The following is a 15,533-nucleotide window of genomic DNA, read 5'->3' as shown; positions in this document are numbered from 1 at the left end:
CTGATGAAAGATCTGAACACGCTCTCTTCGGCCATCTGGCAGGATGGCGAAATGCTGGAATGCGTCTCTGTCGTGCCCGAGATGCCGAACACCGCCAGTTTTTCATTCCGTGCCCCGTCTGGGGCGCAGTTCGCCTATCATCCAGGTCAGTTCTTGACGCTCGAAATCCCAGCTCCGAGTCAACCCGGAGGGGTCGTGCATCGCACCTATACGATCTCATCATCGCCGTCGCGGCCACGGTCGATAACCATCACTGCCAAAGCTCAAGCCGACAGTATCGGCACGCGCTGGATGCTGGACAACCTTCAACCCGGTATGCGTCTCAAAGCCATTGGGCCTGGGGGGCTGTTTACCAACGCCCAAAGCCAGGCAGGAAAGTACCTGTTTATCTCGGCTGGCTCCGGCATCACCCCGATGATGTCGATGACCACCTGTATGTGGGATGAAGGTCGTGATTTGGATGTCGTTTTCATCAATTGCGCCAAACGACCGTCCGAGATCATCTTTCGGCAGCGGTTAGAGCAGATGGCCAGCCGTACTGATGGTTTGGATCTGAAATTCGTTGTTGAAGAGCCGGATCGCTACCGTCCGTGGACGGGATATCAGGGTCAGTTCAACCAGTTGATGCTGGGTCTGATGGCGCCTGATTACCTTGAGCGCGAGGTCTATTGTTGTGGCCCTGAGCCCTTCATGCAGGCGGTGCGGGACGCTCTGGCTGGTCTTGGCTTTGATATGGACAAATACCATCAGGAGAGCTTTGGCGCACCAGTGGAAACTGAGGCAGATCTACCTGAGTTGGATGACGTTGTACTCGACGATGACAGCAGTGCAGAGATCCTGTTCGCGACCTCGGGTGTGACTGCCAAAGTAGCCGAGACCGACACAATTCTCGCCGCCGCGCGCTCGGTTGGTTTGAACATTCCGTCGGGATGTACTTTCGGAGTGTGCGGTACTTGCAAGGTCAAGAAAACCTCTGGCGATGTTCACATGGTCCACAATGGCGGAATCTCGGAAGACGACATCGAGGCGGGTTACATTCTGGCCTGCTGTTCCAACGCTATAGGCAAGGTTGAAGTCGAGGTTTAAGTGGATCGTGTCACGATCGAAACCGTGGTGAGCCTGGCACTTGCTGCGGTTTCGATGCGTTGGCTTCGAGTTTGGACAGGCAACTCTTCAGGCAGTGTTCGAACGGCTTTGGGTGATCTCAATATCTATAAATCCAACAAAGGTGGGAGCCGGATGGTCCCTGTATGCCTGCCAAGATGATCGCGAAATGATCTCAGGTGGTAACTTCATCACCAAGTTATACGATTTTTGCGCGGATGCTTGTGAATGAAACGCAACTTCAAGCATCCGCTGGAAAGACCTCTGTGTGCTTATGACAAGGCATCAGTGCATGCATCAACGCAATCTTCATCAATCGAGTTTTCTGAGGTCGAACCGTAACCACGGGCAGGTTTTTTGATGGTCTGGTGATATTTGGGTTTTGTGTCACCGTGCGTGCGGGTTTGTGAAACTGCCGAGCGAACATCATGTGCATTGCTCCGTTGGCTGTGGTCACGCAACGGTCCAGCCATGCACATTCCAGCACTCAGAATAATGGCGAATGCGGTGACGGATGTAATCAGAGTCTTTCTCATTTTCTTGGTCCCTTTTGATTGAGCGTGCTTGATACGCTGTGTGTGAAACCAGTCTGGCAATCTGCGGCCCGGATTTATTGCGCTGACACGTCAAGGTTTTGAGAGAAGACATCAAGCTGACGCCTGAACACCATTTCGCTTTAGAACTGGACCTCAAAGCCGATGTTCCAGCCGAAGCTGTAGTCATCCGAGCTGCTCCCCAATCCGCTTTCACCGGTGATATCAGCATAGAACTGCGAGCGATCCGACAGAGGGACATTGCTGCCTAAGGTCAGGACCGCTGTGTCCTGACCGCGCTCGGTGAATACTGTATTTTGCCCAAATACCACCGAAGTCGTGTTGTTGAACGTATGGTAGAAATCGATTTGACCGTAGAGCATTGAGTTGTTTGCTATGGCACGTTCAGCGCGCAGTCCGACCCGGGCTGTTAACGTGTCGCCTTCCACCAGGGATCCGATCCGACCACTCTCGACCCGATCAGGGACATCGTCCATGTCGATATCGCTGTACATGACCTGCACTTGAGGGATGAGCGTCCATTCGCTCTGCAGCTTGAAGGGCTTACCCACTTCAACAGATATCTCATACCCACTGCCGTCGGCATCCACGGCTGCCCCGCCGTTGGGACGTATCTCGCCGTCGAAATACCCATAGCGAAGCTGCCCTTCGACATAGAACTGACTATCCGCTACCCAAAGCGCGCTAAGCGTTGCATCGTAAGCGTCGGCCGAGATATCGGCGTTGGCAAAGTTGGTGCCAACGTCCGATGACAGGCTGCTGATCCCGAACTCCAACCCGCCGAACACCTGTCCGCCTGCGACCTCACCTAAAGGCAAATTCGCACCATAACGCAGGCTGCCGCTGTTCGTCGTCATCTCTCCTGCACCGACATCATAGTTGTCACGTTCACCATTGGTCTCAACCCAGAACGTTAGTCCCGGGGTTGTCGACAACTCAGGCAGCGCCTGGCCGGCGGTGAAGATTTTGGAACCGTTACTTTGCGTCGCGGTGCGGAACTGCTTGATGCTGTTCTCTGATGGACGAATACCCTGTGCAAACCCGCTTAGGCTGTCGCGAGACGGACCGGCCATGGACATTCCGGCACTCATGACAATGGCGAGTGTCATAGCGGATGTGATCATGACGTTTTTCATCTCTCAGTGCCTTTACGCTAAACCTGTTTGATAGGCTGTGTGTGCAATCAATCTGGCAATCTGCGGCTCAGATTGATTGCGCTGGCACGTCAAGGCTTTGAGAAAAGGCATCAATCTAGCGCCCGCTCGCATTTTTCGCAGTGGGACGGTCGCTGTCGGGTAGATGAGGTTACGCCCCCCTCGAACCTGAATAGGTTGACGTTGACAAGCGCAGCCGAGCCCCGGAGTGAAAGACCGGGGCCCGGAGTTATGTAGCGACACGTCGCTTTTTAGGGCAAATCTGCCAGGATCAACATTCGGCTACCGGTAGTTCATCCAGATCAGCTGATCAGACAGGTCGGAACCCGTCGTCTTGCCAAAAATCCAAGTGTAGTTGCCATTGTCCTCAACCGGAATGACTACAACATAAGGCAGTTCCGAGCTCCAGTTCGCGCCAGACAATGTGGATGATGTAAAGGCTTCATAGTACATATCTGCCTTCTTGTATTTGCTGTTTCTTTTTGCAGCGGTTTTGAAAGCTTCCCCCGTAAAACTGCGTTGGCTGTGGTCACGCAGCGGACCGGCCATGGACATTCCAGCACTCAGAGCAATGGTGAGCGCGACGACGGATGTAATCAGTGTCTTCTTCATTTCTTGGTCCCCTTCAGTTGAGCGTGGTTGATACGCTGTGTGTGAGACCAATCTGGCAATCTGCGGTTCAGATTTATTGCGCTGACACGTCAAGCTTTTGTGGAAAGATATCAAGCTAACGCTGGTTTGCGACGGCTCCTGAAATAGGCTCGACCTCAGTCAAGCCAACACTGAATTTGCAACAGCATCTCGCAAAACTGAACTGATGGAAGCCGATAGAATGCGCACTATTGTCGTTCGTACCCCGCGCAGCATTCGATACACCGACATTATTGTAGATCTTCTCTACACCTAACCATTCATGCCTTTGAGAATTCGTTGGTAGAACGCGCCATGTGCATCCTCAACTGCAGGCCTTGCGACCCATTTCCGGTCCAAATTCAGTTCTCCTGCGGGTACGATTTGTTGCGCGATATCGGCTGGTGTGGTTTCGTCAGACGTTCCGTTCTTCCAGTCGTGAAAGGCTGATGAGTATCGAACGACCGCTCCACTCACCGGCAAATTGAGCAACCCGCCCTCGGCAAAGAACGTCAACCCGTCGCCCATTTCCTCCCCAATGAGTTTGAGCCTGTTTCCCAAACGATGTTTAAGGATGGCTACGAACACGATCGCTGCGGAAAACGTGAATTTATCGACAAGCACAACAACCTGCTGGCTTGCGCGTTGCGAGATCGCGTCGACTAGGGGCATCGTTAGAAGAAAATCGCCCCCGGTGTTTCCGCGAACGTCAATTAATAGGGTTTTGTCCGAGCAGACGCGCACGCGGTCCGCTGCATCTGAGATGGCTTTAGGCAGCGCAGTTTCGCTCGGATCAAAGAAACTTGGCAATGCTATTGATAACCCGAGATCTTGCCAGTCCTTAATCTCTACAAAGGTTTCGGGTTCCCAGGCCGGATCAGCCTTGCCGTGCTCGTTTCTTGGATAGAGCATCGATCCAGGGACAGTATTTCCATTTTCCACTTTCAGGTTGGTAATCTGCCCATTTTCGCCCTGCACACGATACTCGGTCGTGCCGCCGTTTGACGAAAAACCCAAACGTGTCAGAGCGTAGGGCCAAGCCAGAAGTATCGGTCCGATAACCCGTTTCCTTTGGCACGTTCCCGCCAAAAGTTTCTCCGCAGTAGCTTGGATTTGGCTCAAAGTCGCACCATTGACTGCGATTAGTTCTCCTCGCGGTGCAGTTATCCCTGGTGCCGCCCCAATAACTTGAACTGAACGCCCCACACTCACGAACCGCAGCGGTAGCACCGAGATCGCATCATTCGGGATCAGCCGTGTGTGTCCATTTTGGGGAAGCGCCAATAGGCGCATCGCGGACATCAGAAAGGCTTCGATAGAGCCCTCCGAAGCGTATCGCCGGGTTTCACTAATACAGTTGTCTATCACGGCCCTTTCGATCTGCCGAAAGCTGGGATCGGTTGGCAGGGCAGTTTCTAATATTAGGTCCAGGTCTTCCGTGAGCGACATGTTTCAAGGTGCGCATAGCCGCTCGTCAATGTCCATATTGGGATCGAAATCGACGTTCTCTGCATGCAGGAGTATTGTCGGTTATTTGACGGGGTGAAATGATGGTTCAATTGATCTGCAGATTAGGGATGCACTCAATCAAAGAGCGCTTCACATTACACCCCTTCAGAGATTTTTTGTCGTTCGTTGCAACGTCGACATACACCCAATGGACGTCAAACTGCCAATGAAGGCATCTACGCGCGTTGAGTAATCAAATAGCTAAAAAATCTAGTTTCACCGGGTCGCTCAAGGTCTGGTAACCACCAAGAACCGTGGAAGCGAGCAGGAAGCCCGATACTTCACCTTCGGCCGCACATAGCCCTTCGCAAAGCTCTTCAATTGGTCGTTTGTCGTCTAGTCCAGGCCTGTGGCTAGGGCGGTCAAACAATTGGTTCAACAGATCGCTCAGAAACCAACTTCGTCGCACATTAAGAATTCATCTGACTACTCAGATACTCACCTGTTCTACGATAGTGATCGATCAAGTGCTGAGTTGCGCTATCTGCGTCGTGATTTAATGCCGCGTCCAGGATTTGCTGGTGTTCGGCGGCGATGTCTCGCTTTTTGTAGCTCGAACCGCCGGCCGCCAGATAGCGGTAGCGAATGTTCAGGTCGTAAAGCTGCGAACAATACCTTAGCAGTAGCGGCAGTTTTGAATTGGACAACAAGGCCATATGAAAGGCCTTGTGAGCATCTTCAAAATCGTGCGCCTCGTTCTGGCCAGCTTTTTTCATATGGTGGTGACGCAGGACAAGCCGATCTTCCCAGGCCGCATCCGCTTTGGCGATGGAGGCGCGAAGCGCAGTTTCCTCAAGGTTGCATCGCAACAGCAGGATTTCTTCGAAGTTACTCTTGCTGACTGGCGCTGCCCGAAATCCGCGCTGATCAATCCGCTCGACCAACATGTCCGAAGTCAAAAGGCTAAGTGCTTCGCGAACCGGGCTTGCGCCGGTATCCAGTAACCCGCGAAGCTGCTCGATCTTGAGCTTTTGTCCAGGAGGTAGCTCGCCGGTCAGGATCATCTCGCGCAGCCTACGATACGCACCATGAGTGGCTGATGTTTCTTTGCCCTCTGTATCAAGCATGGGATCCATATCCGGCTGTTCCTTTTAACCAGCGCAAACTCTTGGGTGCTCTTAACTGAGGGCACTCGTTCCAGTCGATAGGCCAATTGAAACGTTCAGTGAGCCTTCGTTGATCATCCAACGTCGAAGTACAAAGCTGCGCGCTCCGCTTTTGTGCATGGGGTCGTCCTCGGCCAGCTTTCGGGCGGCTTCAAGATTGTCTGCGCGATAGATGATCAAGCCCATGCCTTGCATATGTTCCCCGGTTTCATCCGACATAGGTCCGGCAAAAGCCAGTTGCCCCGAACGCTCAAGCTGCGTCTGATATGCCAAGTGATCTGCAAGCGAAGCTTTTACATCTTCCGGGGCTTTGGCCGGTGTGCTCTGTGCAACGTAAAGCTCCAAAGCAAGTGCGCCACGGTTTTTTGCTTCTGATTTATAGTCTGACCAGGCGACCATCGGCACTCTCCAAAAATATCGATATTATTTGACATAATGCAGAATAGTCGGCAAAAATCAAGTGAACTGAGATGGATGGTGAAAATGAAATACCTGGTGGGAGAGACTTCGGAAGGCACAGCGGTTTTTGCTGTAAACGGCGAAAACGCAGTGAATCTAACGGCTTTGGACCCTGCTGTCGGTTCGGATTTGATGGGTTTGATAGCCAAGCCCGAACTGGCCGACTCACTTGCCAGCAAAATTGACGCCGCAGACACTGTGCCCGTGTCTTCCATCACTCCGGCATTGCCCATTGCCGCTCCCGGAACGATCATTTGCATGGGGTTGAACTACACGGACCACATCAAGGAAGGCGGGTATGACATCCCGGAATATCCGACGCTGTTCATGCGCGGGAAGAACTCGATCATGGCGGCAGGGCAACCTATGGTGCGGCCTGCCTGTTCCGAGAAGCTCGACTACGAAGCCGAACTTATGCTGATCGTTGGAAAACGCGGCCGCCATATCTCGGAAGAGGCTGCGTTGGACTATGTTTTTGGCTACACCGTGTTCAATGACGGGTCACTGCGAGATTATCAGCGCAAAACCGTTCAATGGACGCCCGGCAAAAACTTTGATGACACAGGTGCGATCGGTCCATTCACTGTAACGCCAGACGAACTGCCCGTAGGAGCATCAGGTCTGAAGATCGAAAGCCGTGTGGGTGACGAAATCCTGCAAAGCTCGAACACGGCCAATATGATCTGGGGCGTTCGTCAGGTCATCGCGACGATCTCGGAATATACTACTCTGGAGACGGGGGATCTTATTGCGCTGGGTACGCCACCCGGTGTCGGACACGCCAAAAAGCCCAATCCCCGATGGTTGAAGCCCGGCGAAACCGTTGAGGTCGAGATTGAAGGCATCGGAATTTGCGCCAGCCCAATCATTGACGAAAAAGACGCCAAGTCCAAGGTGGCCGCAGCATGAGCGCACCAACCGGAGCAGAGCTGGAGGCACTTCGCGCCAAGGCGCAGCAAGATCATCGCGATCTGCGTGAGCGCATTCCACGCTTGTCGGATGACGCGATCGCCTTGATCCTGCGCGAATCCAGATCGCACTATGCGTGGACCAACAAGCCTGTTTCTGACGACATACTTGAAGAGATCTACGACATCACGATCAACGGCGCGACCAGCATGAATACGTTGCCCGCGCGCTTCGTTTTCGTGAAAAGTCCCGAAGCGAAAGAGCGGCTTGCAAAGTCTTTAAAGCCGAAGAATGTGCCAAAGATGATGGATGCTCCGGTCACGGCGATCATTGCCTATGACATGGACTTCTGGAAGGAACTGCCATTCCTTTTCCCGCACGAAGACCGTCGGCCATTGTTCGAAAACAAGCCCGACTACGTGGCAGACACGGCCTTTCGCAATGGCACGCTTCAGGGCGCTTACTTCATGATTGCGGCCCGGGCGGTCGGGTTGGACGTCGGCGCCATGTCAGGTTTTTCGAACAAGATCGTCGATGAGGAATTCTTCGCGGGCACGACGCGCAAGTCCAATTTTCTTTGCAATCTGGGCTATGCGGACGAGACCGGATTGTTCCAGAAGCTGCCGCGCTTTCCATTCGAAAAGGTTTGCTCTTATGCATGAGGAGGTGACGCTGTGGCTATGAAAGTGAAACCCGTCGTGACTTACCGCACGACAGCTCAGTGCCCGACTCATGCGCGGACTGAAATACCAATTCGCGATCTGGATGTGATTGTCGACGAGCCTGTCGAACGGGGTGGAACAAATCTTGGCCCGTCCCCGACCGAAACCGCAATGGCAGCCCTGATCGCCTGTACAAACGTCATCGGGCACAAGAACGCGCATCGCTTGGGAATTGATCTTGGCACAGTGACGATCGATGCGAAGTGCAGGTTGGACCGGCGCGGTGTTCTGATGGAGGAGGAGATCGATGTTCCGTTTCCGGAAATCGAACTCACCGTGAATTGTGAGACGCCCGCCAGTCAGGAGGATCTGACGCGCGTGGGCGAGGAGACAGCCAAGTATTGCGCCATCGCAAAACTGTTCGAAGCGGCAGGCACGGACCTGACCGTCAACTGGGTCAAAACAAACCAATAAAAGACAAAAAGACCCGACTTTCTGGGAGGAGAGAAATGAAAAACTGGACCAAACGCGGCCTTGTGGCAGCTGCTCTGGCAGGCGTCATAGCGATGCCTCTGGCGGCGGAGGAGACCATTTCCGCAGTAGTGATCGATGGTTACCCAGACCGGGCGTTGTGGGTGAAGGAATTCAGCAACTTTTTCATTCCAGAAGTGGACAAGCGGCTGGCCGAGTCCGGCAACTACAAGATGAACTGGCAAGAGAACTACGGCGGTTCGATCGTAAAGCCGAAAGGCGTTCTGGAAGGGATCCAGCTTGGCCTTGGTGACATAGGTATCGTCACAACCATCTTCCATTCTTCGAAACTGCCCAGTCAGGGCATTTCGGGCTCGACACCCTTCGTGGCCTCGGACTCCCGTGCCGTGGCCAAGGCAGTAGATGAAATTGCACGCGAGTATCCTGCGATGCAGAATGAGTTTGCGGCTCAGAACCAAGTCTATCTGGCGACTGGTGTTGTTCTCGACACGTATCAGATTTTCTGCACAGAGCCGGTCTCTTCGGTTACCGATCTTGAAGGCCGTAAGATCGCCGGTGCAGGTCTTAACCTGCGTTACCTTGAGGGTATAAAGGATGCGGCAGGCGTGCGCGGAGGTCTGACCGATTTCTACAACATGCTTCAGACCGGTCTGGTCGATTGCGGTATGCTTTGGCCCGAAGCTGCAAAGACGTTCAAGATCGCGGAAGTGGCCCCATACATGCTCAAGGCTGATCTGGGGGCCGTGAATTCCAAGACCATCACCGTCAATGCCGACTACTGGGCAGGCCTGCCGGACGAAGTCAAAGACGTGTTGAAGGCCGTCGCCATTGATTACCGGGACCACGTCGCAGGTATCGCAATGGACCGGGCTGCTGCTTCGCGGGACGCATACGTTGAAGCGGGTGGAACCATCGTCGAAGTTTCAGACGAAGACCGTGCCGCCTGGGCAAACGCCATGCCGAATGTCGCACAGGAATGGGCTGCGACGCTGAACGACAACGGTGAGCAGGGAGCAGAAATGCTGGCTGCCTATCTCGGTAAGCTTCAAGATGCCGGTTTCACCGGTGTGCGTGACTGGACGGCTGAATAACCGGCCGGCGATCCACGAAAGGGGCCATTTATGCTGAAGACCGCAGTTGCTGGCTTGTCGCGGGTCGCCAATTCGCTCGCAATCGCCGCCAACGCATTGGGAACACTTGTCGTCCTTGCATTGGTGGTCATTCTGAACATTGACGTGATTGCGCGCGGTCTTTTTTCGGCTCCGCTGCGCGGAACATATGAGATGGTGCAATTCTCGGTCGTGATGATCGTCTTTCTGCAATTGGCAGACGTGGTCAGAGTGGATCGGTTGACGCGCTCGGACGGGTTTCTGAACCTGCTGCACCATCGACGCCCGGGGCTGACCGCGAATCTGAGGCGGATTATCAACGCGATTTCGGCCATCTTCATGGGCCTAATTGCCTATGTGACCTTCCCGGAATTCCTGCACATGTGGGAGACGCAGGACTACTTCGGTGTGCCAGGTCTTTTCACATTGCCTTGGTGGCCAGTCAAACTGGTCATCGCGTGCGGTACTGCGCTTGCCTGCGTGATCTTCCTGCTCAAGGTCGTCACGGCGCAGGACCGCCCGCATCTTGTGCGCACCCCTGAACATGACGAGGCCGCCGAATGACGCCGATTGAAATTGGCCTGATCTCGGTCATTGCCATCGTCTTTCTGATCTACGCTGGCGTCTATATTCCTATTGCCCTCGGCGTGGTTTCGTTCGTGTCGATCTGGCTGATGCGGGACAATTTCACGCTGGCGCTGAACCTGCTGAAAGTGGCGGTCGGCGACAGCGCGATGGAATATAGTTTCGCGACCATCCCGCTCTTTACCTTCATGGGTCTCATCGTGTCAAAGGCCGGGTTAGGCAGGGATATCTACGAAGTCATGACCATGCGGTTCCGCAAGGTCAAAGGCGGTATCGGAATGGCAACTGTCGGAGCCAACGCCGTCTTTGCCGCCGTGACCGGTTCGTCGATTGCATCTGCATCCGTGTTTACCAAAGTCTCGGTTCCGCAGATGATGGCGCAGGCTTACAATCCGCGTTTTGCTGTTGGCGTGGTGGCCGGGTCTTCGGTGCTGGGCATGATCATTCCACCATCGGCGATGCTGATAATCTATTCCTTCGTCGCCGAACAATCCGTCGGGGACATGTTCCTGGCGGGGGTCATCCCGGGGATTATGCTGGCAATCGCTTATGTCGGGGCGATTTGGGTCATGGGGCGCTTCACCCCAGCTTTCGTCGGTGGCCGTGTTGTCGAAGACACGGAGTGGATGTCAGGGCGCGAGATCGCCTCCAAGACACTGCCGACACTGTTTATCATCACGGTTGTGCTAGGTGGTATCTATACAGGCTGGCTGACGGCGGTCGAGGCAGGGGCCGCAGGAGCCTTTGTTGCGCTGGTCATTGCTGTTGCCCGCAAGTCGATGTCACCTCGCGCGTTCTGGGACGCGTTGTTGGAAACCGGACATATCACAGCGGCAATCCTGTTCCTGATCACTGCGGCGTCGATCTATAGCCGCATGCTTGGTTTGGCCGGTCTGCCCAACCAGTTGCAGGATTTGCTTGCCGGGAATTCCGCGTCTTTCTGGTCGATCATGCTGCTCTATGTCTTGCTGATGCTTTTCCTGGGAACATTGCTCGACACGGCATCAATCATCCTGATCGTCGTCCCGCTGTTTCTGCCCATGGCCGAGGCCCTTGATATGTCGCTGATCTGGTTCGGGATCATCACCGTGGTCGGAGCCGAAATCGGACTGTTGACCCCGCCTTTGGGCATATCCTGCTTTGTTATCAAATCCACGATCAACGATGATCGGATATCACTCAAGGACGTGTTCATGGGCGCGCTTCCGTTTGCATTTGTGATGCTGATCGTCCTGTTCATTCTGATCGAGTTCCCGATCCTCAGCCTTGCCCTGATTTAAGGAGGCCAAGATGCGCTCTGTCACTAAAGACAATATCACCGACGTGTTCATGGGGTACTTGTCCAAGGACACCGATCCGCGGATACGTGAAATCATGAGCTCGTTGGTTAAACACCTCCACGACTTCGCGCGGGAAACCAATCTGACGCATGACGAGTGGCGCGCTGGGATTGCGTTTCTGGAGGGATGTGCCGCCGTGGAATCCGAGGATAGGCATGAGTTCGTGTTGGCCTCGGACGTGTTGGGCCTGTCCTCATTGGTGGACATGCTACAATCCAGTCCGGAAGCAACAAGTTCATCTGTACTTGGACCTTTTCACGTATCCGGCGCGCCCGCGCTGCCAGTCGGTGGGGATATGAAGCGCCACTATGGTGGGCCGGTGTTGCTCGCCGAAGGCGTAATCCGAGACGTTGAAGGCAATCCCATTGCCGGAGCAGAGCTCGACATCTGGCAAACTGCGCCAAATGGAATGTATGCAAGTCAGGATGAAGAGCAGGATACCTATTCTTTTCACGGCCTGATGACTGCCGGTGACGACGGTAAGTATGCATTCACGACCGTCAAGCCAGTTGAATACACGGTACCGTCAGATGGGCCTGTCGGGGACATCCTGCGCGCCTGCGGCCGCCATCCCTGGCGACCGTCACACCTGCACTACATCGTCAAGGCTCCGGGGTACCGATCTCTGGTGACCGAGATTTTCCCCGACGATGATCCTTATCTGGATCAAGATACGGTGTTTGGTGTTCGAGATGATCTTGTAATGACTTATGTTGAACGGCCGGCTTCAGAGTTTCCCGATGGCATGGAACTTTCCGGTAAGATCACCGAGCCTTTCTTGCACGTAAAGTTTGATGTGAAGCTTGCCAGAGATTGAACGATATTGAGGAGGCTTGAGGTGCTGAAACATATCTTCATTTTAGGTGCCGTGCTGTTTTCCAGTACTGCCATCGCAGACGAGCGACCGATCTTCGACGCGCATATTCATTACAGCCACGATGCCGTCAAACAAGTTCCTCCTGAACAGGTGGCCAAAATCCTTCGGGACGCGGGCGTCCGTAAAGCCTTGGTTTCCAGTTCAGACGACAATGGTACTCAACTGTTGTTGGCCGCAGCACCAGATATCGTTGTTCCAGCACTGCGTCCCTATCGTCGTCGCGGTGAAATCAACACCTGGATGCACGATGAAACTGTAATCGACTATCTGGAAGCAAATCTGTCCAAGAACGAATACCAAGCCATCGGTGAATTCCACGCCTATGGAGACGACATCAAAACGCCGGTTATCCAACGCATGATCGCACTTGCAAAGGAGAGGAACCTAATCCTGCACCACCACGGTGATCGCGAGGCCGTCGACTTGATCTTCGAAACCTGGCCAGAGGCGCGGGTTTTGTGGGCCCATTCTGGCTTTGACGACCCAGCTAGTGTTGTCGATGCTCTAGATACCTATCCCAAGCTTTGGGCCGATCTGGCATTTCGTTCGGACATGGTCTCACGAGGCAGTATCGACCCGAATTGGAAAGCTGCGTTCGAAGCTCATCCTGATCGGTTCATGGTCGGCACCGATACGTTCGCGCCGGAACGTTGGTATTACGTAGGTCCTCATGCCGATTTTTCCCGTGAATGGCTGGATTTGCTTCCGGACCAGATCGCGGACAACATTGCGTATGCCAATGCGGAACGTATGCTGGCATCAGAATGATCCGCTGGGTTGCCTTGTTTCTAATATCTTCGGGCATGGCTGTTGCTTGTGAAGCGACAGGGCAGCGTTTGAGTTCCGAAGTTCTAGACGCACCCGAAGTGCATATGGTCGTGGATGAAGTCCCTTTGGCCCAGCCATTTTCCATTCTGATTTCAGTCTGCGATGAAATTGCCATCGACACGCTTCGTGTCGATGCAACCATGCCTGCTCACCAACACGGGATGAACTACGTCCCCAAAGTCACAGAGTTAGGCGACGGGTTGTTCCGTGTCGATGACATGCTGTTTCACATGCCAGGTTTATGGGAGCTGCAAGTTGATGTTGGCTTCGGTGGGGGACCGGTATCGTACACGTCCAAAGTTGAGTTGAAATGAAGGTGTTGCTGACAGCTGCGCTAATAGTCCTGACGGGTTCAGTGCACGCAGAAGTCCTGTTGTCTGAAGACGAAATTCAACAAACGCTGTCCTTCGGGCCATGGCCACCATCCGCCTCCTCGGATCCAAGCAACAGGGTTTCAAACGATGTCAGAGCGATCGCGCTCGGAGAGGCATTGTTCAATGATCCGGTGTTGTCCGTCGACGGAGCATTTGCCTGCGCGAGCTGTCACGATCCTGGGCAGGCATTTACCACGTCCGAGGCCCGGGCGCTTGGTCGTGTCCTGTTAGATAGGAATTCACCATCTCTGCGGAACCTTGCCGGTCTCCGCTGGTACGGATGGGGCGGCAAGAGCGACAACCTTTGGGCAGCCAGTTTGCATCCGATCATCCAAGAACAAGAGATGGCGCACAGTAAAGAGAGTTTAAAATCGGCTATTTCTGTGAGTGCCTATATTGATGATTTTGAGGCCATTTTCGGTGGTATACAGAACCAAGAACCAGAACTTGTGCTGGTCAATACTGCTAAAACTCTGTCAGCCTACCTGGAAACGTTAGTTACCGACCGGACACAGTTTGACGACTTTCGTGATGCCCTGGAACAACGTGATCTGGCGGCGGCGTCGAACTATCCCGAAGCCGCCCAGCGAGGTTTGCAGCTCTTTCTAGGGCGCGGGAATTGTGTGTTTTGCCACAACGGTCCGAGATTTTCCAACAACGAGTTCCACGACGCCGGCGTGCCCTATTTTTTGAACGAAACCAAAGTCGACGAAGGGCGGTTCCGTGGGCTGAACTTTTTACTATCCAGCCCGTATACCTTAGACGGCGTATGGAACGATGATCCAGATAAGCAAGGCGCGTGGGCGGTTCGCAGCGTGCGCAGAAGCCATTCTGATTTTGGAACTTTTCGTACGCCCAGCCTGCGTGGAGTGGCTGAAACTGCGCCTTACATGCATGACGGCAGTCTGGTCGATTTGGAGGCCGTCATCAGGCACTACAGCGAGATCGATACGGAAAGGTTGCACGCCGATGGCGAAGCCGTACTTGCCGAACTTAATTTGTCTGAGCAGGAGATTGCAGACTTAGTTGCATTTCTTGGAACACTGTCGAGCTCGCCTTAGCACCAGTCTTATTGAAATGTTTGATGTATATTGGCGGCTGTCTCTAGCAGCGCTTGTTCGATCGTGTCTCTTTGCCTTGAGAACCGCGTCGTTGGTACCGGTATCGAGATCGCGTGCAGATCCCCGACCCAATCGACGAAAGAGAACCCTATTGCCGACACTCCGGCAGAATGTTCGTCCAAATCATAAGCGAGGCCGTTTTCCCGGATCACGTCCAGCTCGGACAAGAACTCATCCAAGTTCCTCTGTACACCATTCCGGTCCCATTCATTTCGAACCAGCTTGATCGCATCCTCTTTATCGAGCTGCGCGAGGCACGCTTTACCATTCGCCGTGGTGGTCAATGGAAAAACTTCTCCAACTTGCGAGACCGTCGTCAAACGATAAACACCGGGAACCTGATCCAGAAAAACCATACCGATGCCACGCATAACCGCGAGGTCTGTCGTTTCTCCGGTCTTTTGCGTCAGCTCTGTCAGCAGAAGCCGGCAGTGTTCGACAATGTTGTAGTGAGCCGCACCTGCGAGGACGCTCAATTCAGGGCCAAGCCGTAACCCACCGCCATTCGCGTCGGCAATAACAAACTTCTCTTCCGCGAGGGCGCTTGTGATTCTTTGTACCGTAGAGCGGGGCAGGCCAACGCGTTCGGCAATTTTCCCCAGGCTCATCCCAGATTGGCTTTCCTTCAAAACACGCAGAATTGAAGCTGCTCTCGAAATGACTTGAATGCCACCTTTGTCATTTTTATCAGACATTTGCACTTCCCTATCGTTTCTTGAC

Annotated in this window: 18 protein-coding genes; 11 read left to right on the top strand and 7 right to left on the bottom strand. The window is 53.8% G+C overall.

From position 1 onward, the window contains the following. Window positions 1-3 precede the first annotated feature (3 nt). Window positions 4-1,086 (top strand): FAD-binding oxidoreductase, encoded by a 1,083-nt coding sequence (locus ACR0IO_RS09395; protein WP_480741118.1) that lies wholly within the window; start codon window positions 4-6, stop codon window positions 1,084-1,086. 290 nt (window positions 1,087-1,376) lie between these two features. Here the strand turns inward: ACR0IO_RS09395 and ACR0IO_RS09390 are convergent, their stop codons facing one another. The 6 genes from ACR0IO_RS09390 to ACR0IO_RS09365 form a co-directional block, all read right to left on the bottom strand. Further along, complete coding sequence (locus ACR0IO_RS09390) at window positions 1,377-1,640, bottom strand: hypothetical protein (RefSeq protein WP_480741117.1); 264 nt, start codon at window positions 1,638-1,640, stop codon at window positions 1,377-1,379. A 140-nt stretch (window positions 1,641-1,780) separates the two neighbouring features. Beyond that, a complete protein-coding gene (locus ACR0IO_RS09385) occupies window positions 1,781-2,782 on the bottom strand; it encodes an autotransporter domain-containing protein (RefSeq protein ID WP_480741115.1) in 1,002 nt (333 codons plus the stop codon). A 312-nt stretch (window positions 2,783-3,094) separates the two neighbouring features. Beyond that, window positions 3,095-3,424 carry a hypothetical protein gene (locus ACR0IO_RS09380; protein WP_480741114.1) on the bottom strand — a complete coding sequence of 110 codons (330 nt, stop codon included), beginning with the start codon at window positions 3,422-3,424 and terminating at the stop codon, window positions 3,095-3,097. 291 nt (window positions 3,425-3,715) lie between these two features. Beyond that, window positions 3,716-4,891 carry a S41 family peptidase gene (locus tag ACR0IO_RS09375; protein ID WP_480741113.1) on the bottom strand — a complete coding sequence of 392 codons (1,176 nt, stop codon included), beginning with the start codon at window positions 4,889-4,891 and terminating at the stop codon, window positions 3,716-3,718. Between the two features lie 470 nt (window positions 4,892-5,361). After that, window positions 5,362-6,018 carry a GntR family transcriptional regulator gene (locus ACR0IO_RS09370; RefSeq protein WP_480741111.1) on the bottom strand — a complete coding sequence of 219 codons (657 nt, stop codon included), beginning with the start codon at window positions 6,016-6,018 and terminating at the stop codon, window positions 5,362-5,364. 51 nt (window positions 6,019-6,069) lie between these two features. Beyond that, window positions 6,070-6,456, bottom strand: coding sequence for a YciI family protein (locus tag ACR0IO_RS09365; protein ID WP_480741109.1), 387 nt, complete (start codon window positions 6,454-6,456; stop codon window positions 6,070-6,072). Window positions 6,457-6,540: 84 nt separating this feature from the next. Here ACR0IO_RS09365 and ACR0IO_RS09360 point away from each other — a divergent pair, with 84 nt between their 5' ends. The 10 genes from ACR0IO_RS09360 to ACR0IO_RS09315 are packed head-to-tail and all read left to right on the top strand — an operon-like array spanning window position 6,541 to window position 14,753. Next, window positions 6,541-7,425 carry a fumarylacetoacetate hydrolase family protein gene (locus tag ACR0IO_RS09360; protein ID WP_480741107.1) on the top strand — a complete coding sequence of 295 codons (885 nt, stop codon included), beginning with the start codon at window positions 6,541-6,543 and terminating at the stop codon, window positions 7,423-7,425. Beyond that, window positions 7,422-8,087 carry a malonic semialdehyde reductase gene (locus ACR0IO_RS09355; RefSeq protein ID WP_480741104.1) on the top strand — a complete coding sequence of 222 codons (666 nt, stop codon included), beginning with the start codon at window positions 7,422-7,424 and terminating at the stop codon, window positions 8,085-8,087. The genes ACR0IO_RS09360 and ACR0IO_RS09355 overlap by 4 nt, the downstream gene beginning before the upstream one ends. 18 nt (window positions 8,088-8,105) lie before the next feature. After that, the gene (locus tag ACR0IO_RS09350; protein ID WP_480741102.1) at window positions 8,106-8,561 is read left to right on the top strand and encodes an OsmC family protein; all 456 of its coding nucleotides are present in this window, start codon (window positions 8,106-8,108) and stop codon (window positions 8,559-8,561) included. A 35-nt stretch (window positions 8,562-8,596) separates the two neighbouring features. Then, the gene (locus tag ACR0IO_RS09345) at window positions 8,597-9,670 is read left to right on the top strand and encodes a C4-dicarboxylate TRAP transporter substrate-binding protein (protein WP_480741099.1); all 1,074 of its coding nucleotides are present in this window, start codon (window positions 8,597-8,599) and stop codon (window positions 9,668-9,670) included. A 30-nt stretch (window positions 9,671-9,700) separates the two neighbouring features. Further along, window positions 9,701-10,252, top strand: a complete 552-nt coding sequence (locus ACR0IO_RS09340; RefSeq protein WP_480741098.1) for a TRAP transporter small permease subunit — start codon at window positions 9,701-9,703, stop codon at window positions 10,250-10,252. Continuing rightward, complete coding sequence (locus ACR0IO_RS09335; protein ID WP_480741097.1) at window positions 10,249-11,553, top strand: TRAP transporter large permease; 1,305 nt, start codon at window positions 10,249-10,251, stop codon at window positions 11,551-11,553. The genes ACR0IO_RS09340 and ACR0IO_RS09335 overlap by 4 nt, the downstream gene beginning before the upstream one ends. A 10-nt stretch (window positions 11,554-11,563) precedes the next feature. After that, complete coding sequence (locus ACR0IO_RS09330) at window positions 11,564-12,430, top strand: dioxygenase family protein (RefSeq protein WP_480741095.1); 867 nt, start codon at window positions 11,564-11,566, stop codon at window positions 12,428-12,430. Between the two features lie 21 nt (window positions 12,431-12,451). Beyond that, window positions 12,452-13,258, top strand: coding sequence for an amidohydrolase family protein (locus ACR0IO_RS09325; RefSeq protein ID WP_480741092.1), 807 nt, complete (start codon window positions 12,452-12,454; stop codon window positions 13,256-13,258). Beyond that, window positions 13,255-13,632, top strand: coding sequence for a FixH family protein (locus ACR0IO_RS09320; RefSeq protein WP_480741091.1), 378 nt, complete (start codon window positions 13,255-13,257; stop codon window positions 13,630-13,632). The genes ACR0IO_RS09325 and ACR0IO_RS09320 overlap by 4 nt, the downstream gene beginning before the upstream one ends. A 59-nt stretch (window positions 13,633-13,691) precedes the next feature. Next, window positions 13,692-14,753 (top strand): cytochrome-c peroxidase, encoded by a 1,062-nt coding sequence (locus ACR0IO_RS09315; RefSeq protein ID WP_480741089.1) that lies wholly within the window; start codon window positions 13,692-13,694, stop codon window positions 14,751-14,753. Between the two features lie 8 nt (window positions 14,754-14,761). Here the strand turns inward: ACR0IO_RS09315 and ACR0IO_RS09310 are convergent, their stop codons facing one another. Then, entirely contained in the window at window positions 14,762-15,508 is a 747-nt protein-coding gene (locus tag ACR0IO_RS09310; RefSeq protein ID WP_480741086.1) for an IclR family transcriptional regulator, read from the bottom strand. Window positions 15,509-15,533: the final 25 nt, after the last annotated feature.

It is taken from the genome of Ruegeria sp. CE12 (genome assembly GCF_056537525.1).
The sequence above is the reverse complement of the archived record's forward strand: the minus strand, read 5'-3'. Positions and strand labels throughout refer to the sequence as shown.